General features: G+C 48.5%; 23 protein-coding genes and 1 riboswitch. Of the genes, 4 read left to right on the top strand and 19 right to left on the bottom strand.

Annotated elements, in window-relative coordinates:
• Both ABRS97_RS07890 and lpdA read right to left on the bottom strand, forming a co-directional pair.
• A complete protein-coding gene (locus ABRS97_RS07890) occupies positions 1–1,011 on the bottom strand; it encodes a thiamine pyrophosphate-dependent dehydrogenase E1 component subunit alpha (RefSeq protein ID WP_367812651.1) in 1,011 nt (336 codons plus the stop codon).
• 117 nt (positions 1,012–1,128) lie between these two features.
• Positions 1,129–2,553, bottom strand: a complete 1,425-nt coding sequence (lpdA, locus tag ABRS97_RS07895; RefSeq protein WP_367812653.1) for a dihydrolipoyl dehydrogenase — start codon at positions 2,551–2,553, stop codon at positions 1,129–1,131.
• A gap of 205 nt (positions 2,554–2,758) precedes the next feature.
• Here lpdA and ABRS97_RS07900 point away from each other — a divergent pair, with 205 nt between their 5' ends.
• Positions 2,759–3,028: a DUF2627 domain-containing protein gene (locus ABRS97_RS07900; protein WP_367812655.1), complete on the top strand. Its 270-nt coding sequence runs from the start codon at positions 2,759–2,761 to the stop codon at positions 3,026–3,028.
• 68 nt (positions 3,029–3,096) lie between these two features.
• Here the strand turns inward: ABRS97_RS07900 and steA are convergent, their stop codons facing one another.
• Positions 3,097–4,257: a putative cytokinetic ring protein SteA gene (gene steA, locus ABRS97_RS07905; protein WP_367812657.1), complete on the bottom strand. Its 1,161-nt coding sequence runs from the start codon at positions 4,255–4,257 to the stop codon at positions 3,097–3,099.
• Between the two features lie 131 nt (positions 4,258–4,388).
• On the opposite strand from steA, the gene ABRS97_RS07910 reads away from it, so the two are divergent.
• On the top strand, positions 4,389–4,574 hold the full coding sequence (locus ABRS97_RS07910) for a hypothetical protein (RefSeq protein WP_367812659.1): 186 nt from the start codon (positions 4,389–4,391) through the stop codon (positions 4,572–4,574).
• Between the two features lie 65 nt (positions 4,575–4,639).
• On the opposite strand, the gene ABRS97_RS07915 is transcribed toward ABRS97_RS07910, so the two are convergent.
• The 3 genes from ABRS97_RS07915 to ABRS97_RS07925 all read right to left on the bottom strand — a co-directional run bounded on the left by ABRS97_RS07915 (position 4,640) and on the right by ABRS97_RS07925 (position 5,399).
• Positions 4,640–4,822 carry a hypothetical protein gene (locus ABRS97_RS07915; protein ID WP_367812661.1) on the bottom strand — a complete coding sequence of 61 codons (183 nt, stop codon included), beginning with the start codon at positions 4,820–4,822 and terminating at the stop codon, positions 4,640–4,642.
• A gap of 98 nt (positions 4,823–4,920) precedes the next feature.
• Complete coding sequence (locus ABRS97_RS07920) at positions 4,921–5,154, bottom strand: hypothetical protein (protein WP_367812663.1); 234 nt, start codon at positions 5,152–5,154, stop codon at positions 4,921–4,923.
• On the bottom strand, positions 5,151–5,399 hold the full coding sequence (locus ABRS97_RS07925; RefSeq protein ID WP_367812665.1) for a hypothetical protein: 249 nt from the start codon (positions 5,397–5,399) through the stop codon (positions 5,151–5,153). Before ABRS97_RS07925 ends, ABRS97_RS07920 begins: the two co-directional genes overlap by 4 nt.
• A gap of 146 nt (positions 5,400–5,545) precedes the next feature.
• On the opposite strand from ABRS97_RS07925, the gene ABRS97_RS07930 reads away from it, so the two are divergent.
• On the top strand, positions 5,546–5,812 hold the full coding sequence (locus tag ABRS97_RS07930) for a hypothetical protein (protein ID WP_367812666.1): 267 nt from the start codon (positions 5,546–5,548) through the stop codon (positions 5,810–5,812).
• A gap of 54 nt (positions 5,813–5,866) precedes the next feature.
• Here ABRS97_RS07930 and ABRS97_RS07935 read toward each other — a convergent pair whose 3' ends face one another.
• The 11 genes from ABRS97_RS07935 to ABRS97_RS07985 all read right to left on the bottom strand — a co-directional run bounded on the left by ABRS97_RS07935 (position 5,867) and on the right by ABRS97_RS07985 (position 17,047).
• Positions 5,867–7,252, bottom strand: coding sequence for a cobyrinic acid a,c-diamide synthase CobB (locus tag ABRS97_RS07935; protein WP_367812668.1), 1,386 nt, complete (start codon positions 7,250–7,252; stop codon positions 5,867–5,869).
• Positions 7,252–8,388 (bottom strand): cobalt-precorrin 5A hydrolase, encoded by a 1,137-nt coding sequence (locus ABRS97_RS07940; protein WP_367812670.1) that lies wholly within the window; start codon positions 8,386–8,388, stop codon positions 7,252–7,254. The genes ABRS97_RS07935 and ABRS97_RS07940 overlap by 1 nt, the downstream gene beginning before the upstream one ends.
• On the bottom strand, positions 8,385–9,161 hold the full coding sequence (gene cobM / locus ABRS97_RS07945; protein ID WP_367812672.1) for a precorrin-4 C(11)-methyltransferase: 777 nt from the start codon (positions 9,159–9,161) through the stop codon (positions 8,385–8,387). Before cobM ends, ABRS97_RS07940 begins: the two co-directional genes overlap by 4 nt.
• Positions 9,162–9,872 (bottom strand): precorrin-2 C(20)-methyltransferase, encoded by a 711-nt coding sequence (gene cobI / locus ABRS97_RS07950; RefSeq protein WP_367812674.1) that lies wholly within the window; start codon positions 9,870–9,872, stop codon positions 9,162–9,164. It lies immediately after the preceding gene.
• Positions 9,865–11,100, bottom strand: a complete 1,236-nt coding sequence (cbiE, locus tag ABRS97_RS07955; protein ID WP_367812676.1) for a precorrin-6y C5,15-methyltransferase (decarboxylating) subunit CbiE — start codon at positions 11,098–11,100, stop codon at positions 9,865–9,867. The genes cobI and cbiE overlap by 8 nt, the downstream gene beginning before the upstream one ends.
• Positions 11,097–12,227 carry a cobalt-precorrin-5B (C(1))-methyltransferase gene (locus ABRS97_RS07960; RefSeq protein WP_367812678.1) on the bottom strand — a complete coding sequence of 377 codons (1,131 nt, stop codon included), beginning with the start codon at positions 12,225–12,227 and terminating at the stop codon, positions 11,097–11,099. The genes cbiE and ABRS97_RS07960 overlap by 4 nt, the downstream gene beginning before the upstream one ends.
• Positions 12,228–12,235: 8 nt before the next feature.
• Positions 12,236–12,886, bottom strand: coding sequence for a precorrin-8X methylmutase (locus ABRS97_RS07965; protein WP_367812680.1), 651 nt, complete (start codon positions 12,884–12,886; stop codon positions 12,236–12,238).
• Positions 12,887–12,891: 5 nt separating this feature from the next.
• Entirely contained in the window at positions 12,892–13,668 is a 777-nt protein-coding gene (cobK, locus tag ABRS97_RS07970; protein WP_367812682.1) for a precorrin-6A reductase, read from the bottom strand.
• Entirely contained in the window at positions 13,665–14,615 is a 951-nt protein-coding gene (locus ABRS97_RS07975) for a sirohydrochlorin chelatase (RefSeq protein ID WP_367812683.1), read from the bottom strand. The genes cobK and ABRS97_RS07975 overlap by 4 nt, the downstream gene beginning before the upstream one ends.
• 97 nt (positions 14,616–14,712) lie before the next feature.
• Positions 14,713–16,410 (bottom strand): precorrin-3B C(17)-methyltransferase, encoded by a 1,698-nt coding sequence (gene cobJ / locus ABRS97_RS07980; protein ID WP_367812684.1) that lies wholly within the window; start codon positions 16,408–16,410, stop codon positions 14,713–14,715.
• 142 nt (positions 16,411–16,552) lie between these two features.
• A riboswitch (cobalamin riboswitch) is annotated at positions 16,553–16,755 on the bottom strand.
• A 43-nt stretch (positions 16,756–16,798) separates the two neighbouring features.
• Positions 16,799–17,047: a hypothetical protein gene (locus ABRS97_RS07985; protein WP_367812685.1), complete on the bottom strand. Its 249-nt coding sequence runs from the start codon at positions 17,045–17,047 to the stop codon at positions 16,799–16,801.
• A gap of 160 nt (positions 17,048–17,207) precedes the next feature.
• Here ABRS97_RS07985 and ABRS97_RS07990 point away from each other — a divergent pair, with 160 nt between their 5' ends.
• Positions 17,208–17,786, top strand: coding sequence for a guanylate kinase (locus ABRS97_RS07990; RefSeq protein WP_367812687.1), 579 nt, complete (start codon positions 17,208–17,210; stop codon positions 17,784–17,786).
• Positions 17,787–17,856: 70 nt separating this feature from the next.
• On the opposite strand, the gene ABRS97_RS07995 is transcribed toward ABRS97_RS07990, so the two are convergent.
• Positions 17,857–18,282 (bottom strand): hypothetical protein, encoded by a 426-nt coding sequence (locus ABRS97_RS07995; protein ID WP_367812689.1) that lies wholly within the window; start codon positions 18,280–18,282, stop codon positions 17,857–17,859.
• A gap of 111 nt (positions 18,283–18,393) precedes the next feature.
• Positions 18,394–19,497, bottom strand: coding sequence for an MBL fold metallo-hydrolase (locus tag ABRS97_RS08000; protein ID WP_367812691.1), 1,104 nt, complete (start codon positions 19,495–19,497; stop codon positions 18,394–18,396).
• Between the last annotated feature and the right edge of the window lie 133 nt (positions 19,498–19,630).

Consider the following 19,630-nt stretch of genomic DNA (forward strand, 5'->3'; position numbering starts at 1 on the left):
TTAGTTGCCATCTCCTTCTGCATAAACATGGAGGAGCGTATCTTCCGGTTTCGGGTACGGAGCGAGATCCGCATATTTCGTAGCTTCATTAATCTCTTGCTTATGCCGTTCCTGAAGCTCGCGATCTTGCTCTTCGCTCCAAAGACCGCATTCCATTAGATATTCTTTGAATTTGAGAATGCCGTCTTTTTGGCGGTTTTGCTCGACTTCTTCCTTTGTCCGGTACAACATATCATCATCAGACGTGGAATGAGGCATGAGACGATAAGACATCATTTCAATCAACGTCGGCCCTTCGCCGCGAACCGCTCTTTCTCTGGCTTCCTTGGTCACCCTGTACATTTCCAGCACATCGCTGCCATCGACCTGAATACCAGGGAACCCGTAACCCAAAGCACGATCTGCGATTTTGCCGGAAACCTGTTTATGAAGCGGAACAGAGATCGCGTATTGGTTATTTTCACATACGAAAATAACAGGAAGTTTATGTACGCCTGCAAAGTTGCAACCCTCATGAAAGTCGCCCTGGTTGCTGGAGCCTTCGCCGAAAGAAACATAAGTAACGAAATCCTGTTTCTTCATTTTCCCGGCCAGCGCAATGCCGACCGCATGCGGCACTTGTGTCGTTACGGGGGACGAACCTGTCACCACATGATTTTTCTTATCGCCAAAATGACCCGCCATTTGTCTGCCGCCGCTGTTGACGTCTTCCGCTTTGCAAAAAACAGCAAGCATCAAATCTTTCACTGTCATGCCGACGGAAAGGACAAACGCATAATCACGATAGTAAGGCAGGAAATAATCATGATTCGCTTTCATGGCGAAAGCTACCCCTACTTGACCTGCATATTGCCCCATTCCAGACACGTGAAAAGGAATTTTCCCCGCACGCTGAAGCATAAAAGCTCTTTCGTCATATTTAGCGGCAAGATTCATAACCGTATACATACGAATAACATCATCATCAGATAGATCTAAACTTCTATGCTTATAAAGTTGACCGATTGACATGGAGTTTGCCTCCTTGATTGATTTTCTTTACATAAAATTATTACCTGGTCCTAAGACTTGACTCTATAAGCATATTATAAACGGAAATGATTATGAATACAATTTTTTATCCACGAATTATCCGCTGATTGCAATCCCATCTATGGCAAGCATCGCTTCGCCTAGCGCTTCAGATAATGTCGGATGCGGATGGATCGTCTGGCCAACCTCCCAAGGCGTCGCATTCAGAACCTGGGCGAGAGCCGCTTCCGTAATGCTATTCGTAACATGGGGGCCAATCATATGAACGCCAAGAATGTCATCCGTATCAGCGTCTGCAATGACTTTGACGAAGCCATCGGCTTCTCCGTACAAGAGCGCTTTGCCAATCGCCTTAAAGCTGAATTTGCCAACCTTCACGCGATGTCCCCGGTCCACAGCTTGCTGCTGTGTCCAGCCGACACTTGCGATTTCCGGGCGCGTATAGGTGCAACGAGGTACGAGATGCGCCTGCAATTCATGCGGCGTTTGACCGGCAATATGCTCAGCCGCCAAAATTCCTTCATGCCCAGCCATATGCGCCAGCATGAGGCCGCCGATCACATCGCCCACTGCATAAATATGGGACTCAGTCGTTTGCATGAAGTTATTCACGCTGATGACGCCTTTCTCCACCTTAATATCTGTATTTTCAAGACCGATGCCTTCAATGTTTGCAATGCGTCCAACAGACACGAGCACTTTATCTGCTGCCAATTCGATCGTTTCGCCTTGTTTATCAGCCTTTAAAGACACCTGTCCATCAGCAATAGCCACGGACTCCGTTAGTACCTTGGCTCCGGTTACGAGGTTTATGCCGCGTTTTTTGAACAAACGTTCGAGCTCTTTGGAGATGTCGGCATCCTCCAAACTAACGAGGTGCTTGTCCAACTCAACAATCGTTACCTCGACGCCAAAATCATTCAGCATGGAAGCCCACTCCACTCCGATAACACCGCCGCCTACAATAATGACGGACTTCGGAAGCTCCTCCATGCGAAGTGCATCTTCACTCGTAAGAATGTAAGTCCCGTCCGCTTCCAACCCTGGCAAGCTGCGGGGCCTTGAACCGGTTGCAACGATTAAATTGCTGGAGAGCAGCGTCTCGATATCGCCGTCTTCCTTTTCTACGGAAACAGCTCCGCTTCTAGGCGAGAAGATAGAAGGCCCGATAATACGGCCATTGCCATAGTGTATCGCGATTTTATTTTTTTTCATCAAAAACTGCAGGCCTTGATGCAGTTGGTCCACGATGCGTTGCTTCCGGCTTAAGACGTTGCCAAACTTCAGCTCGACAGAAGCAGCCGTAATGCCGTATTCTTCGCTGTTCTTCATGGTCGCGTACACTTCCGCGCTGCGAAGATAAGCTTTGCTTGGAATGCACCCCTGATGCAGGCAGGTGCCTCCCAGCTTGTCTCTTTCCACAATGGCAACCGTTTTGCCTAATTGCGCTGCGCGAATGGCCGCTGTATAGCCGCCGATTCCTCCGCCAAGCACCACCACATCATATCTATGTTCACTCATATTAATTCCTCCTAGGCGTTTTGCTTTAGCAAAACTGGCATCGTAAGCATTAACTGACATTCACTACCCTCATATGTATACGGATGTCTCTATTATATTACCCTTTTTTGGGATTGAAATCATAGTCTTATTTGTGAATTAGACACAAAAACAGATTCAGAGTATGATGATAGATAAAACTTAAGAAATGAAGTAAGGAGCAGCTATGAAAGCGCCATTTTATCGATTTATTGCCATTCTTCTCCTCGTCATCCCCGGTTTGACAGCGACCTACGGATTTCTTGCCATGAAGGATTCGATATTCGCCCAATTCAATCCGGAAGACGGTCATGTGCTCTGGGGAAAATTTACGCTAGGACTTATATTATTCCTTATCGGCGTTGCCTTTATCGGGGGGTGGACGTTTTTCCGCGATCGCAAACGCAATTATGTCGCTCCCCGCTTTAAAGCGAAACGCAAGAAGAATAACGCGTGAACACCCATTGTCCACATATCAAATAAGGCCGAACATGATGTCCGGCCTAATCGACGATATAAGCTTGTTCATCCATGCCCGCCCCAATTCCAAACCACATGGGATAACTTCTTCGTTATCCAACTCATCTGCATCAAGCTCAGCGCGATCAACCCTAACGATAACAATAAGGTGACCCAAGCGTCCTTTAAACGTGAAGTTGAACGCCGAAAAAGAACCCCAACACTTTTGATATCGATCACTTTCGCCCCAAGTTTTAAACGTACAAGCAGCGTACTCCCCATCCCTGCTCTTCCTTTTTCCATAAAATCCATCATGTGGGCATGTGCTCCGACGGTGATCAACCACTCCCCTTGCTTCTCGAAAGCAAGCAGCAGCGCAGCATCTTCGCTTGTGCCAAAACAAGATAACAAGTGCGCTTCTCTGCCTATTGCATGGATTCTTACCAGGCCTGGCGCCACTCCATTCTCATCTCGATTGTTGTGGACAACTAATTCTGCTCCGCAGGTCAATGCATGATCTGTCACACTTGCCATATCGCCAATAATGACATGCGGCCGATACCCGCACTCCAATAAGACATCGGCGCCGTCCTCTACCCCGATCAAGATGGGGCAGATTTCATGGATGAACGCCCTAGCCTCCATTAAATCTTGTTTGCATCCTTTCCCCTTAGACACAATCAAAATAGGCTTACCCGCCAGATCAGTTCGAAGAGCGATCAGCGGCAATGGATCTATGACTGCATGCTTTTGCTGCAGGGCATAAGTAAGCGTATTGTCTATAAACTTGGAAAGCTGCTGTGTGACTCGATTCGTCGCATTTTGATAGTGAAACAGCCAATCCTCCCGAGTGAACGCCTTGCATGGAATCTCACATCCTTGGTAAACAATCATTTGTTCGTAAATACTTACATCCAATTGTTCGGCAAATCGATCATAAGCGTCAGTTTCCACTTCCCATATGGAGATATTCATCTGGAGCAGCATCAGCGGCCCCTCTGTCGGGCATGAACCGCTCATCGTCTCCTGACAGTTAATGACGGCTTTCACTTTCCGGTCAATGAATTTCTGGGCGATATCCTCATCCAGATCACATTGTCGAAGGACGACGATTCTCCCAGGCTGCAAATCCCGCAATTTGGCATTCGTATTCGCACCTACGTTAATCTTTCCTTTGCATACTGGCAGCGGCTTCGAAGAAAATAATGACAAAGACGGCCAATTCATGATAGACACCGACTTTCCTTTCGCTTCGTGGTAGCCATATTTTGTCCTATATCGCCTGCTTCTATGTATAATTTGCCTAATCATTGGCAAGCCTTTGTCTATTATCATTTATGTAAAGGAGATGAAAGTTCTTGGAGCTAAACATGAGTGCGGACGAAGTGCTAGGCCATATTGTGCAGCTTCACAACAACGGAGAGTCGTTAGCTAAAAAAAATGTGAAGAAACAGCATCCCGATTTAATGAAAAACGCTCTGTATTATTACCCCAGCTGGGAACATGCCCTACAGAAAACAGGCGTTAGCACTATCGTTCACTAACCGTACATACGACAGTATACAAAAAGCTCCGAAAAGGGAATCAACATCCCGCTTCGGAGCTTTTCTCATTCATCATCAAGCACTTCCCACGCGACTTGCACCGTTTGATCCATCCAAGTCCGAATCTTAACTTCAATCGCGCGCTCAATTTCTTCATCCGAGAGATCGCCAAGCTTCTGCTCGACAATTTCCAGCACTTCCTCTTTCACTTGATCCCCAGCAACAGATAGTTGAATATGTATGCGCATGTCATCACCTTTTTCCAGATGCGGTCAACTGATTATAAATAATCTTTCCATTGCCGCAGCTCCACTTGTAAATTACAATAAAAGATATCCGTATTTCTTTATAAAAAAATGAAAAGAGGAAACCAACAATGTCCATGTCTTCCGCTCAAAAGAAAAGAAAACAACACATTCGAGAAGGCAAGCTCGATCCCGCAATAAATCGGCTGCACTGGAACGGCACGAATCCTGTATCCAGACTGACGCCCACGCTGCAAGAAACGCGATCCCGCCAAAATCAAAAGCATAAAATAAGGAATCTCAGCCGCATGCAGGGCGATGATTCCTTTTTTCATGCGTTCATGCGAATCGCTATGCCCTGCTCAGCCGCATATTGAATGAGTTGCTCCTTTTCTTCATGACGAAATGTATACTTGCAATCGAAGCCGTTAAAATAGAGCTTCCAACTACTCACGCTTTCGTCCACACCAAGCTCCAGCTCCGCTACATACAAGGATCCCGGCTCATCTTCGAACTGAAGGCCAATATGGAGCTGCGTCCGTTCTTCAACGATTTCCTCCTCGCAATAATCAATCACCATACCGCGCTGCCTCCTATTGAATAAAATCTCTTTTATTTATATAATATACTAATGCGCCCAAGCTAACAAAGATGAGGCACGCTAGTTTATTGCTTTTGCATACGTAGAAAGTTTTGCTTTAGCAGAACTCTTAGGAGGAATTACATATGGCTTACGATCCGCAGGTTGTAGATGCAAAAATAGTCAGTGATAACAAGAAGAACGGTCTTTTCGAAATCGTCGTCGTACTGAAAGACCGGAATCAATGCCGTCTTTTCTTCGAAAGAGACCCCGAAACCGGTGTCGGTAAAGTAACGAATTTGAATAGATTAATGAAAGAACCTTGCCCGATCTGCCGCAAAGATTATCTTTGCAACTGTCTTGATCGCTACAAACAAACGATTGCAGACCAAGCGATGTCTTACATAAAATAGTCGAAAGATCCATGACAAAACCCCCTTTCCGCAAAGTCCGGAGGGGGTTTTGTGTTAGAGACGATTTCGTCGATACGTTTCGCAAGCCTTGATCCATGTATCCACCATACGGGGCTGTGAGGCAAAATATAGATGCGTATAACCGGCTACGACGTTCTTATGCGTATAGCCCTCAGCCTTCGTGCCGAATCTTCCTTTGGATTGAAAAGCAGCATTGAACTGGGCGCCTTCTTTCGCTTGAAAGGAGGAATAATGAAACTCGTGCCCCCGAGCGCGTTCGCCAAGAGCGAACAGGAAGTTGCCCTCTCCTCCCTCGACCTCCCGATAGCCAAGGGCAGCCAGCTTCGTCCCCATGCTGACTCGGCCGGGAATGATGCCTACCATCGGGTACACGTTTCCTGAGGTATCTACAATCTGCTCCGTCAAATACATGAAGCCGCCGCACTCGGCGAGAGTCGGTATCCCCTCTGCGACACGCTCACGGATCGAGGTCTTCACATGCTCATGTGCGGCAAGTTGTTCCGCAAACTCTTCCGGGAAGCCGCCTCCGATATAAAGGCCGTCTGCCTCTGCGGGAACCTCTTCACCAGCCAATGGAGAAAAGTAAACAATCTCCCCGCCTCCGGCCTCAAGCAGCTCCAAATTTTCCGGATAATAAAAATGAAAAGCAGCATCTTTAGCCACTGCGATTTGGACCCTTTTTTCATTGGATGAACGTACGGACAGGGTTGCCATAGAGCTGCTTGCCATCGGCTCGCATGCAGCAATCTCCAGCAGCTTGTCCAAATCGATATGCGTGCTAATGCGCTCGATCAGCTTGTCAAAGAAAGGCTGCATTTCCCCACGTTCGATAGATGGGACAAGCCCAAGATGCCGCTCTGGCAGCTCAATATCCGCTTCCCGCGGCAAATAACCGATGACTGGAATACCGCACTCCTGCTCAATGGCTGCCTTCACCATCTTGAAATGACCTTCACTGCCTGCTCGATTGGCAATAACCCCGACGATGCGGTCCCCTTGCCCGAACTGCTGAAAGCCCCTGACAATCGCTGCCGCGCTGCGCGCCATACTGGCGATATTGACAACAAGCAGCACCGGAGCGTCAAGAATGCGGCCAATATCCGCGGTACTGCCTTCATCCGTTAACGGATTTTTGCCATCGTACATCCCCATAACGCCCTCTACGATGGAAATATCCGCCCCTTGACTGCCTCGCAAGTAAATTTCTTTCACTGCCTCACGCCCGGCCATCCAAGCGTCTAAATTGCGAGAAACTCTACTTGTCACTGCAGTGTGATACGTCGGGTCAATATAATCTGGGCCGCATTTGAAGCCCTGTACAATGAGACCTCTTTTTTGCAAAGCAGCCATAAGGCCAATCGTCATCGTCGTCTTGCCGACGCCGCTGCCAGTACCTGCAATAACAATTCGGCGTTCCATCACAGGCCTCCTGAGGCAAAATCAAGAAGCCCGACCGAAATCGTCACATTGCCTGATTTCTTCTTCACCAGCGCAAGCTCATCTCGACCTAGGTACAGCTTCGCCGCCGGTTCGCTGACGCCGTATGCCCCTGTGAACCGGTGAACAGTCTCGGAGGGTGCGTCTATCGACACGCGATTCAACTCTTCAGGCGTGTAATGAATGAATTGCCATCCGTGCTTCGCCGTAACTTCAAGCAAGCCTACTTCGTCTTTTTTCAAATCAATCGTACATACCGCTTTCACACTGCGAATGGAAAAAGCGAGCTCATCCAGCGTTTCATGAATGACCGCCTCAATTTCCTCTGCGGATGTGCCGCGATTACAGCCGATTCCAAGCACGATGACTTTGGGCCGGTACAGGACGCCATTTCGCAAGATCGACTGTTCCTCCTGCAGAAGCTCCCGGTGCGTGACAAGCAGCACTGCATGCGGATCGCTTGCACGAGCTTCATCAATGGATGCAAAACGTTGAATGTTTGGCGGTATCGGACGGTCATGCGTCCACCAGCCAGTCTCGCCCGACTCCTGGACGACAGCGATCCGCTCCTCATTGACTACGGAAGCGGAGACCGGCGTCAGCTTCTCTGCGGATTCCCACACCCAACCAAACCGCCGGCCGAAAAGATCAACAGGTATCGTCTTTTGCACATCCGAAGCGGTTGTAATGACCGGTCTCGCATTCAAAGCTGCAGCTACTTCAAGCGTAAGTTCGTTCGCTCCACCCAAATGGCCCGACAACACGCTGATTACATGTTCGCCTTTGTCATCAATGACGACGACACCTGGATCCTTCTTTTTATCCTGAAGCAGGGGAGCGATCATTCGAACAACAGCCCCTAACGATATAATAATAATGAGTCCTTGATATGCGGGAAATAAAGCGGGAAATAATAAGCGCACACTGCCTTCAAATAATTGAATAGATCGCTGCTCCTCATCGCCCTGGGCAAATTTGCTCATGTAATACAGATCGGTGCCACTCATTTGCTCGTTCAATTTCCGAGCCATTTCAACACCATGCTTGGTAATGGCTACAATGGCATAATCGCCTCGCTGATCAATCGCCGGAACGACGCCTTCACTTAATGAAATCATGGCTTAACACCTCTGCGGAAGCGGTGTGTAAAGGATTTATCGTACAGCTTGGAACGGTACTCCTCTTTCCCGTGAATCTCCGGGTCCAGCGCCCAGCCCGCCAAAATCATTGCATGAGAGCGAATCCCGTTGCTCCGCATATCAGCTTCCAATTGACCTACTGTGGTCCGAACAATCAGCTGATCCGGCCAAGTGGCGCGCTGAACGACAGCTACTGGCGTTTCTTCGCTCCACCCCGCCTCAACCAGCTCTCCGACAACCTTTTTGATTAACGTAGCGCTAAGGAACAGCGCAATCGTACAATGATGCGCTGCGAGGTCACGCAGTTTCTCCAATTCAGGAACCGGTGTGCGGCCTTCTGCCCGGGTCAGAATGACCGTCTGCGTCAGATCAGGAATGGTAAGCTCTGCGCCAACTGCCGCGGCAGAAGCGAATACGGAGCTTACGCCCGGCACGATTTCGTAGCCGATCCCTTCCTTTCGAAGCAGCGCGATTTGCTCCATCGTTGCGCCGAACATCGCCGGGTCGCCGGTATGCACGCGCACAACCATTTTCCCCTGCTTGAGCCGATCTACAATCATTCCGACCATCTCGCCTAGCTCCATACCCGAGCTTTTCAGCACCTCTGCCTCTGGCTTCGCCTTTGCAATCAATTCCTCATTCACTAAAGAGTCCGTGTACATAACTACATCCGCTTGCTGAAGAAGCTTTAAGCCTTTAACTGTTATTAAATCCGGATCTCCGGGACCTGCGCCAATGATATATAACTTCATCTATTTTCTCACCACCATTAAGGTTAAATATTCCAATTCCCTGCCTTGCAGCTCAGCCACATTGCGCCAGATCTCTTCTTCTGAAGAGGTCACTTTCGTGATCACCGACGCTTTCTGGACAAGACCCAAATCACGCAGCACCGTAAGCATAAGATCAATCACTTTAGCCACTTTGATGAAAACGATGCAATCATGTTCTTCAATCGCTTTACGCATTTTGTCATAATCGTCTACAGCCGGTACGATCGCGATCTGTTCATCGCCATCCGCCATCGGAATGCCCAGCCGTGAGGCCGATGCGTTCACCGAGGAAATACCAGGAATCGATAGCGTCCTGACCTCCGGATGCCGCTCATTCATCAACCGCATGAGATGGATATAGGTGCTGAAAATCATCGGATCGCCTTCCGTCACGAAAGCGACATCTTTGCCTTCCGCCAAATGGCTAAACACACTCTCAACGGTTTTGGTCCATTGCATTTCCAGCGCTTCGCGATCACGAGTCATGGGAAACGTGAGCCCCATCATTTCTTTCTCTTCAGTGTTCACATATAGCTCCGTGATGGCAAGCGCATAGCTCTTCGCTCCGCGTTTTTTTCTCGGATAGGCGATGACCGGACATTCTTTCAACAATCGAAAGGCTTTAACCGTAATTAATTCCGGGTCCCCAGGCCCTACGCCCAAGCCATATAACGTACCAAGTTTACTCATTGCCGATTGCCTCCTGTGCCTCCGCTTGTTTGCGTTTCGCTGTGATGATGTAAATCGGATTCAGCGCGTCAAAACGCTTCATATGCAAAATCGGTTTGCTGCGCGACACTTGCACAAGGGTAACATTTACGTCAAAGCCCAGTCTCGTAAACGTTTGATCCGCTTCATACAACGTCTCAATCGTCGCAGCGTTGAGGACAATCGTTCCATCCGGCTTAAGCCGCTTCGCGCACAGCTCCAGCAGTTCCTGCATCTCGCCGCCGCTGCCGCCAATGAAAATGGCATTCGGATCCGGGAATGCTTCCAGGCCATTTGGCGCTCTACCCTGTACAGCCGTAATATCCACTCGAAACTTGGCACTGTTCTCCAAACAATTTCGTAGATCGTCTTCATTTTTCTCTATCGCAAAAACAGCGCCTTCCCGAGCAATCCGGGCCGCTTCAATCGCAACAGACCCCGTGCAAGTGCCAATATCCCAAACGATGCTGTCCGGCTGCAAAGCCAGCTGGCTTATGCTCAGCACTCTTACTTCTTTTTTCGTAATCAGACCTTTATCCGGCTTGCGCTGCGCAAACTGGTCGTCTTCAATCCCTATAGGCCAGGAGGGGACTGTAAATTGTCTTTTTAAAATAACGACATTGAGGGGTGAAAAGGAAGTTGAGCGCAGCTGTTCCAGTGTGTACCAGCCGCATCGCTCTTCCTCCCCTTCCAGATTTTCGGCAACAAAGGCGGCATATTCCGTCATGCCAAAACCTAATAAATAGGCAGCAATCGCGCTTGGCGTGTTCGTCTCATCTGTAAGGAGTGCCACCTTGTCTTTTCCGTCGATCCGCTGTGCAAGTCCCTTCATGCTGCGCCCATGTACACTGGTAATAAAAGCGTCCTGCCAGCTTTCGCCCATCCGCGCAAAAGCCAATTGAACGGAGCTGGTATGCGGATAGAAAGAGACGCCATCCAAATTTCGGGATACATACCCGCCAATGCCATAAAAAAGCGGATCTCCCGATGCTAAAATAACAACGGAACGCGTTTCTTCTCTAAGCTGTGCCATTAGCGCAGACAAACTGCTTTTGATCACGATTTTTTCTCCGCGATAGGCTGGAAAAAACGCCAAGTTCCGCTCGCCGCCGACAAGCACCTCGCTCTCCTCGATCCATTTCGTATACAAAGGAAGCAAACTGCCCTGACCGCTATCTCCGATGCCAATCATTTTGATATGTGTGCTCATCGTTCCCCGTTCTCCTCCAACTTGCTATAGTTAACTAAAGCTGCTTTGCCAAGCAGCTCGGCTTTCATGGAAATAATGACCGTTTCGATGATATCGAATCCGTCGCGCCCAACTTCTTGCAGGCCGGCCTCGCAGCAGCGCTCGCATAATCGCTCAAAATAACGCAAATACCCGCCTGCGGCCATCAAATCCCCGACCTGCGAAGCCGTATTCGCGCCTCTGATTTCTTGGACTAAATCATCGGAAGCTTCGGATTCAATCGCCACTTGTGCCAGAAATCCGAAGTCCACCGGAGCGCTCTTGGAGTGCACCATCATGACACCCTGCGCAACCTTGGAAAACTTGCCCATCATACCGACAAGCGTTACCTTCCGGATGCCCTGTCTTTGACATTGCGTTAAGGCAAATCCAACGAAATCGCCCATCTCGACAAAAGCTTCCTCCGGAAGCTCTGGATACATCGCGATCCCGTACGTCTCCGTCCGGCCGCCAGTCGACAGGACGATATGGTCGCAACCGCATTTGACCGCGACGCGAATCGCTTGCGCGACGCTAGCCTTATAGGCGGCGGTCGAGAAAGGCACCACGATGCCGCGTGTGCCAAGGATCGAGATGCCGCCGATTATGCCAAGACGCCCATTCAGCGTCTTCTTAGCGATCTCCTCGCCGGCTGGGACGGACACGAGCACGTCGACGCCGCGCTCGATCTCGAACTGGTCAAGCACGCCCTGCACAGTCTCGCGGATCATTTTCCGCGGAACCGGGTTAATCGCCGCTTGACCGATGTCCACGGGCAGGCCGGGCTTCGTCACGCGCCCGACGCCGATGCCTCCATCGATGCCGACGCCAGGCTCGGCTCGCCAGCTCACGCGCACGATGATCTCCGCACCGTGCGTCGCGTCCGGATCATCGCCGCCGTCCTTGATAACGGCAGCTTCCCCCCACAGCTGCGTGTAGGTACAGCTGTGCAAAGCAAAAGCAACCGTATCCCCGATCGGGATACGGATGGCTACTTCATCTTGCGGCGCCTGCTCAATGAGCGCCAGCAGCGCAGCTTTGGCTCCTGCGGTCGCGCAGGAGCCAGTCGTGTAACCGTGGCGCAGCGGCTTGCCCGGTTGATCTTCCATGGCGCGCGCTACTCCTGGCGCGCCGCCATAATCGACAGCGCGTTGACCGCTGCAACGGCAACCGGGCTGCCGCCTTTGCGGCCGATGTTCGTGATGAACGGAACATCCAGCTTCAGCAATTCTTCCTTCGATTCCGCTGCAGATACGAAGCCAACCGGCACACCAACGATCAGCCCCGGCTTCGCAACCCCTTCTTTAACCAGGCGGATCAGCTCAAGCAGTGCCGTCGGCGCATTGCCGATCGCAAAAATGCCGCCTTCGGCTTCCTGAATCGCCTTGCGTACCGAAATAATCGCTCGGGTCGTGTTCAAACGCTTGGCTTCCTGCATGACATCCGGGTCGGAAATATAGACTTTCACTTCGCCGCCGAATTGCTCGATTCTCGGCTTGCTAATGCCGACCTGAACCATTTGCACGTCGGCGAACAAAATCTTTCCAGCTCGAATCGCTGCTATCCCCGCTTCGATTGCGCGAGGATGAAACACCAGGCTGCGGCCCAGTTCAAAATCGGCAGAGGCGTGAATAACGCGCTGTACGACCGGATATTGCTCAGCCGTAAACGAGTGCTCCCCTAGTTCCTCGGTAATCATCTCAAAGCTTTTTTCTTCAATTTCCTGCGGTTGGACGGTTAACGGTTTGAACTCTGTATGAAATTCCATCGAGATTAAGCCTCCTTGTGAATATGCGTTTGGATATAATCAAGAACACCTTCATAATCTGAATACAGATTGCCGTATTCAAGAGCAGGCCTGCCGATCACAATGCTCGGAATTCCCATCTCTAGCGCTGCTTCCAGCTTTTCGTCGACAGCACCGACTTTACCGCTTTCCTTTGTAATCATTAGTGTTACCTTGTAATGCTCGTACAGCGCTTTATTCAGCTCTTTCGAAAATGGCCCCTGCATAGCGACGATATTCTTCTGATCAATGCCCAGCTCTTCACACTTTTCCATATTGTCTTTACGTGGAAGCATACGTGCAATGAGCGTTGTATCCGGCAACCCGATGAGCCGATCTGCAAAAATTTTCAGCGTCTTGCTGCCTGTGGTTAGCATAATGCTTCCCTTCTTCTCAGCTGCCAATTCTGCTGCCTGCTTGTAATCGTCAACCGTCGTCACCAAAGCGCTCTGCTCGATGCTCAAGCTCTGCCGTTCAAAACGTACATATGGCACTTCTGCTTGCTGCGAGGCAGCCATCGCATTCTTCGAAGCTTCTTCAGCAAATGGATGCGTTGCATCTACAACAGCGGAAATTTTTCTGTCACGGATAAGCTCCTGCATGTCCGTGACGGTAAGCCGTCCTGTCAGAACAGGAAGCTGCTCCGCTTCCATACTCTTGGCAGCACTCTCCGTCACAACCGTCGTGAGCACAGTGAAGCCTACTGAACGAATATGCAGCGCCAGCTCTCTGGCGTCGCTTGTTCCTGCAAGAACGAGAATCATCGCTTGCTGCCTCCCGTATGCGCATGATCGTGCGCGTGGTCGTGGTCATGGTTGTGATCGTGGTGGTGATCATGGTCGTGATCGTGGTCATGATCGTGATGATGGTCGTGCCCATGATCATGATCGTGGTGATGATGGTGATCGATATGCTTCATTGCCTCAAGGCGATACTGGCACATATCGCAATTCATTTTCACTTCATCCTGAAGCGCCTCTTGCGCGCGCGAGATCAATATTTCTTGAAGAAGAGGATGAAAGCCAAAGTATGGCGCCATTTGAAATTCATGCTCGCTGTATTTCTCTCGGTACCCTTGAACCATCTCTTCCATACGCCCAATCAATATGCCTGTAAATAAGAAATAAGGTAAAATAATAACCCGTTTGGCACCGAGCAGCATGCATCGTTCAACGCCTGCATCCATAAGCGGAGCCGTCACTCCGATAAACGCTGTTTCCACCCATTTAACCTTGAGTCTCTCCCAAAACAAACGGGCTATTTTAAATAAATCGCTATTCGCATCCGGGTCGCTGCTTCCGCGTCCAACAATGAGCAGGGCCGTCTCTTCCAGTTCTTCATTCACTTGAATGCCCACATTCTCGACTCTTGAAGTCAAAATATCCAGAATTTGATCATGAACTCCAATCGGCCTGCCATAGGTGAATTTAGCCAATGGATACTTTCGTTTTGCATCGTCAATCGCAGATGGGATATGTATTTTGGCATGGCCCGCTGCAAATAAAATAATCGGAATAACAACGACATGCGTTGCTCCAAGCTCAATGCAACGATCAATTCCTTGCATAATAGTTGGTTCCACAAACTCTAAAAAGCAAGTCTCCACGATATGTCCCTGCATTTTGCCCGCAATTTCAGCGACAAACTGGCGAACCTCCTCGTTCCCTTCATTCTCTCTACTTCCATGCCCTACAAATAAAACAGCATCCATCTTTAAATTCCTCCTAAGAGTTTTGCTTTAGCAAAACTTGCATCGTAAGCATTAACTGAGTTTTGCTTTAGCAAAACTTGCATCGTAAGCATCTGCATTAATCGCCGCAAATCGCATTTTCAATAACAAAGCCGACCATTTCCTGATGCTTGTAGCCTTCGATTTCTTTCACTCGTTTAAAAAATTTATGAAAACGTTCATTCGGATGTCCTTCTGTTTGGTAACGCTCTACAATTCTGACTACCAGATCAACGAGCTCGTCCGGCGCTATGCCCTCCGCAACAGGTTGAGCAGGATGGGCGTTGCGTCCCACCGTTTTTCCACCCAGAAATAAATCAAACTTCTCTTTCCGGTAAACAATCCCGATATCTTGTTGAACAGCACCGTAGCAGGCCATCCCACAGCCGTTGAAGCCAATCTTCAGCTCTTTGGGGACTTCAAGATTGCCGATTCTCCGATGAATCGCTTCCGCGTAGGGGATGGATTCACCTTTTTCCAAATTACAAAAGTCGCATGCTTTGATTTGCGCGACATCTCCAATTGGGGAAAGCAACAGGCCCAGCTCGCTTAACTCGGCAGTAATCTGCCTCGGATCGTCCGTCTGGATGCGAACAATGAGCTGATGATGCGGAGAATATTCAATATCACCGCGATCGCCAATCATTTCTCCTAAAGCGCAGAGCTGCGCTGCCGTGAGTTTTTTATTCGCTATGCCAGGACTAACCGCAAATTCAAAAATCGATTTCGTAGCTGTAAGTGCTTGGCCAAATTCGGGAATGCCGCTGTTGTTGCCCTTAGATGCAAGCTGCAGTGCTTCCATAGCCAACTGCAAGGAACTGCCCCCACCAGCTGATCTGACGGTCGCAGCCGGCTTCGATGCTATTACCGTATGCTGCTCCTCGTCGTCCCATGCCTCCCAATCCTCTTCATCATCCAGTCCCATTCTTCGTTCTGGCTGAACTTCCAACTGCTCCAATGCCCACGGCTCAGCCTCGGCCTTCAACCTTTGGTGCGGCTTGAGCTCCTGTATGTCCGCTCCCAGCGTATATTTCCTTTGATATCCCCTTGGCGTTATCATGAGTCCGTCATAGAGCTTCGTAGTCGAATTCCCGATAATTATCGTCGTCAGCATGCCAATATCGTGGTTCAACATGTCCGCAAGTGATGTAACCACAACGTGCTGCCGATCCCGGTATGCGCTTTTCACAATGCCGACAGGCGTTTGTGGTGATCGGTATTGAAGCAAAATGCGCTGCGTTTCTACAATCTGCCTCGTTCTCCTTCCACTGCGCGGATTATAGAGCGCGATTACAAAATCCGCCATTGCCGCAGCTTCAACTCGTTTCGCTATCAATTCCCACGGCGTCAAATGATCACTCAGTGAGATCGTACACGAATCATGCATGAGCGGTGCGCCAAGCAGGGATCCCGCTGAATGAACAGCTGAAATTCCCGGAATGACCTCAACCTCCACGCCCTCAGCTTGTGTCCAGCCTTGCTCCATCAGCACTTCATAAACAAGTCCCGCCATCCCGTAGACTCCGGCATCTCCACTTGAAATAACAGCAACTTTCTTGCCAAGCTTTGCTTGACGTACAGCCTCTTGCGCCCGACTCACTTCTTCTGTCATGCCGGTTCTCACAATTTGCTGCTCGCTTAACAAGCCAGCGATTAAATCAACGTAAGTGTTGTAGCCGATTATGATTTCGCTTTCTTGAATGGCCTCACGCGCTCTTTTCGTTATATGTTCAAAACTCCCTGGACCAAAGCCGATAACAAGCAGGTTTCCTAACAATACGATTCACCCTTTCTACTAGAATACGAAAACAAAAAAGAGCACTTCTAACATTAATATGTTAGAAATGCTCCTTGGATACATGAATAATAAACGTTCAGGAGTAACCGCTCTCTAACACAGCCTAACTCCTCGTAGGCCAATTGTGTTGTTAAAATAGGCAGGTTTCCTGACTTCGATCTTTCTCCTTGTGTCTTCCCAGTCCATTTGACCAGTGACCTCATTCAAGGAAATGCCGTGTTGAACGGCGATCTATACAGTGGCGGGTCCGTGCCGGTTTTTCACCGGTCTTCCCTTTTAACTATATGCGATTAAACATACAGCACCTATTTCCATCGCTATGCAATTACCCTCATCCTATCATCTATCGAAAAGCTTGTCCACGCAATTATTCATATAAAGCTCGATATAAGCCATCCATTAAGCTGGAGAAACGGATAGGGTCATACGTAATTTCCGAAAAGCTAACCTGAATCACCTTATTTGTCGTCTTCACAATAAAAAAACTGTCTTCCGATACTTTGGGATCTATGTACGTATAACATTCCAATTGTGTGCTGCCTGTTTTGCTTCTAAGTGATTCCGTTGCTTCAGCACTGAAATTCGCATATTTGGGCATAGTCATTGTCCTTTCCATGCATCATATCTTCTCCTCCTAGTATACCGTAAAAGACCCTATGTGAGTAACAAGGTTATCATCTAGCTCATGAAACTCCCTCTTTAATTTTCTGAATTTTCGTAATATAATGGAGCTATCCAGGAAACGCTTTCAATACAAATTTGGGGGAGGGTTTCATATGAGCGGCTATAATTCTGATGGATTCATCTTCGTGTTCGCTGGCACAAGCGGTTCGGGACGCAAAACCATTGCGCACCAAATCGCCAAAGAGCTTGGTTACACATCGGTTGTATCGTATACAACCAGAACTCCGCGTCCGAAAGAAATCGAAGGCAGGGACTACAAATTCATCTCTCGCAAAGCATTTATAGACGCAGATATTGCTGGCGAGTTTTTCCAAACCGTAGAAATCGACGGCAACTTCTATGGCATCAAAAAAGCGGATATTAATGAGGCGCTCCGCGAGAACGGAATGATATATGTCATTGTAAATCGCTACGCAGCGAACCGTTTTAAGTATGAATTCGGTGAAAGAGCGATACGTCTCTTCATCTATGCAAGCAAACAAACCATTATGGAACGGCTATTAGCGCGCAGTACCCCGATGGACGTCATCGATCATTACATGAACCACTATATTGAAGAGGTCTCCTATCGGAAAGAATGCGAGCATGTTTTTGAAAATATGGAACTTAAGCAAACTATTGATAGAGTAAAAGCCGCTATGCTTTCTCATATCCCTACGACTATGAGTTAACAATGTCCCTCATAGAAAAAGAGACCCGGCACCAAGCAACGCCGAGTCTCTTTTGTTGTGATTGCAAGATTTACTTGGATGTCTTATTTTTTTTCTTCAAGGCCACATACCCGCCTAGCAGAGAAACTGGAACAATGATGATAAAACCGGTAAGGTCATACCAAAGCGGACTATCATGACTCGTCAGCATGGAGTCAAAGCCAATCGCTGCCCCAATGACACCGATAATCGACGCATTGAAATACTCAGCACGCTTGGCAACCTTAGCCGCGACAAAACCGCCAAGAAAAGACCAGAATAAGCCAACCACCATAAACACGAGTAATAAACCAATGTTCGAATAAATTCGACTCCAATCATTCTCATCAACTGTGGTTGAGGCGAAATAAATGCTGCCAATTAATGCCGATGAGATAAAGGTCCCCAAATTGTCCACGCATAAACCTAATAGAACACCTAGGAAATGAAATCTTCGTTCACTTTTTTGTTCTGCCATCTTTTATTGTTACCTCTCCTGATTGCTGCTTTCTACGAACCTATCCATAATACCATGGCTGGCATGCAGTATCCAGTTCTTTACTTTTTCAGTTTTTAACCTACTCGAATTCTAAACTTGTCTCCACCATGCCGTGTTTACATGGATTTCACCTTCAACAGCCATGGTTTCGCCAATCCGCGGCGTTGCCACTGCCACATTCTTACGCTCAGCAGCTTTCAATGCACGTTCCACCGGATCTGTCCACGCATGCAAAGCCAATGTGAATGCTCCCCAATGAATCGGCATCATCACCTTTCCTTTTACATCCAAATGTGCCTCTACGCTTTCTTCAGGCATCATGTGTATATCTGACCACCGCTCATCATATTGACCACATTCCATTAACGTAAGGTCGAATGGGCCATATTTGTCGCCAATTTCTTTAAAGTGAGGCCCATATCCGCTGTCCCCGCTAAAAAATATGCTCGTCTGTTTACCCTTTATCACCCACGAACACCATAGGGTTGCGTTCCGATCCGTCAAACTTCTCCCCGAAAAGTGAATGGCTGGGGTACAAGCAAAGCGAAGGCCGGCATATGTAAGCTCTTCCCACCAATCGTATTCTTGAATCCTCTCGCGCTCAATTCCCCATCTTTCCAGATGACCGCCTACCCCAAGGGGCACTAAGAACATGCCCACCTTTAACTTCAATTTTTGAATGGTGCCATAATCCAAATGATCATAGTGATCATGAGAAAGAACAACCACATCAATAGGAGGGAAATCATCCGTGTCAAGCGGCATCCCACCGCTGTAACGCGGCTTTCCGAAGAGGGGGAATGGTGATGGCGTCTTTCCAAACATAGGATCCAACAGCAGCGTCTTCCCATCAATCGTTAGCATCGAAGCCGAATGTCCGAACCATGTCACTTGCGTTTGGTTGTTGGATTGGTTGAAAACTGGAGAAGCCATCGGTAAATGCCGCGGAGGCCTTCTATTGGGATTGCCTTTTATAAAATCAATCAATGTTCCAACCGTTGACTTTAAGCTTGTATCCATCTTCATCGGCAATCGATTTCTAAATTTTCCACTTTCAAGATGTTCAGAGGTATGAAAACTATCCACCTTCATCTGCGAAGGCTTTCTGCCAAAAACGGGATACAGCCTCATGAACAGAATACCCAAGAGGATTAGCCCAACAATGAGAACAACAAACGTACTAAATAGCGCCAACTCTTTTGCCTCCAAATCTAATTATGCATTAAGCAGCATTCTTCATAAAATGAAATCTGCTAACTATATGAACGGAAATTCCCTCCGTTTGGTTCCAAGATTTTATTAACCGCTACGTTTTTAGCATTTCTTT

The sequence above is a fragment of the Paenibacillus tabacirhizosphaerae genome (assembly GCF_040812395.1).
In the GTDB taxonomy this organism is placed as follows: domain Bacteria; phylum Bacillota; class Bacilli; order Paenibacillales; family NBRC-103111; genus Paenibacillus_E.

What these genes read in the sequence shown, in the direction of transcription:
- ABRS97_RS07890 (WP_367812651.1), bottom strand. Translation starts at nt 1,011, where the DNA reads ATGTCAATCGGTCAACTTTATAAGCATAGAAGTTTAGATCTATCTGAT.
- lpdA (WP_367812653.1), bottom strand. Translation starts at nt 2,553, where the DNA reads ATGAGTGAACATAGATATGATGTGGTGGTGCTTGGCGGAGGAATCGGC.
- ABRS97_RS07900 (WP_367812655.1), top strand. Translation starts at nt 2,759, where the DNA reads ATGAAAGCGCCATTTTATCGATTTATTGCCATTCTTCTCCTCGTCATC.
- steA (WP_367812657.1), bottom strand. Translation starts at nt 4,257, where the DNA reads ATGAATTGGCCGTCTTTGTCATTATTTTCTTCGAAGCCGCTGCCAGTA.
- ABRS97_RS07915 (WP_367812661.1), bottom strand. Translation starts at nt 4,822, where the DNA reads ATGCGCATACATATTCAACTATCTGTTGCTGGGGATCAAGTGAAAGAG.
- ABRS97_RS07920 (WP_367812663.1), bottom strand. Translation starts at nt 5,154, where the DNA reads ATGAAAAAAGGAATCATCGCCCTGCATGCGGCTGAGATTCCTTATTTT.
- ABRS97_RS07925 (WP_367812665.1), bottom strand. Translation starts at nt 5,399, where the DNA reads ATGGTGATTGATTATTGCGAGGAGGAAATCGTTGAAGAACGGACGCAG.
- ABRS97_RS07930 (WP_367812666.1), top strand. Translation starts at nt 5,546, where the DNA reads ATGGCTTACGATCCGCAGGTTGTAGATGCAAAAATAGTCAGTGATAAC.
- ABRS97_RS07935 (WP_367812668.1), bottom strand. Translation starts at nt 7,252, where the DNA reads ATGGAACGCCGAATTGTTATTGCAGGTACTGGCAGCGGCGTCGGCAAG.
- ABRS97_RS07940 (WP_367812670.1), bottom strand. Translation starts at nt 8,388, where the DNA reads ATGATTTCATTAAGTGAAGGCGTCGTTCCGGCGATTGATCAGCGAGGC.
- cobM (WP_367812672.1), bottom strand. Translation starts at nt 9,161, where the DNA reads ATGAAGTTATATATCATTGGCGCAGGTCCCGGAGATCCGGATTTAATA.
- cobI (WP_367812674.1), bottom strand. Translation starts at nt 9,872, where the DNA reads ATGAGTAAACTTGGTACGTTATATGGCTTGGGCGTAGGGCCTGGGGAC.
- cbiE (WP_367812676.1), bottom strand. Translation starts at nt 11,100, where the DNA reads ATGAGCACACATATCAAAATGATTGGCATCGGAGATAGCGGTCAGGGC.
- ABRS97_RS07960 (WP_367812678.1), bottom strand. Translation starts at nt 12,227, where the DNA reads ATGGAAGATCAACCGGGCAAGCCGCTGCGCCACGGTTACACGACTGGC.
- ABRS97_RS07965 (WP_367812680.1), bottom strand. Translation starts at nt 12,886, where the DNA reads ATGGAATTTCATACAGAGTTCAAACCGTTAACCGTCCAACCGCAGGAA.
- cobK (WP_367812682.1), bottom strand. Translation starts at nt 13,668, where the DNA reads ATGATTCTCGTTCTTGCAGGAACAAGCGACGCCAGAGAGCTGGCGCTG.
- ABRS97_RS07975 (WP_367812683.1), bottom strand. Translation starts at nt 14,615, where the DNA reads ATGGATGCTGTTTTATTTGTAGGGCATGGAAGTAGAGAGAATGAAGGG.
- ABRS97_RS07985 (WP_367812685.1), bottom strand. Translation starts at nt 17,047, where the DNA reads ATGGAAAGGACAATGACTATGCCCAAATATGCGAATTTCAGTGCTGAA.
- ABRS97_RS07990 (WP_367812687.1), top strand. Translation starts at nt 17,208, where the DNA reads ATGAGCGGCTATAATTCTGATGGATTCATCTTCGTGTTCGCTGGCACA.
- ABRS97_RS07995 (WP_367812689.1), bottom strand. Translation starts at nt 18,282, where the DNA reads ATGGCAGAACAAAAAAGTGAACGAAGATTTCATTTCCTAGGTGTTCTA.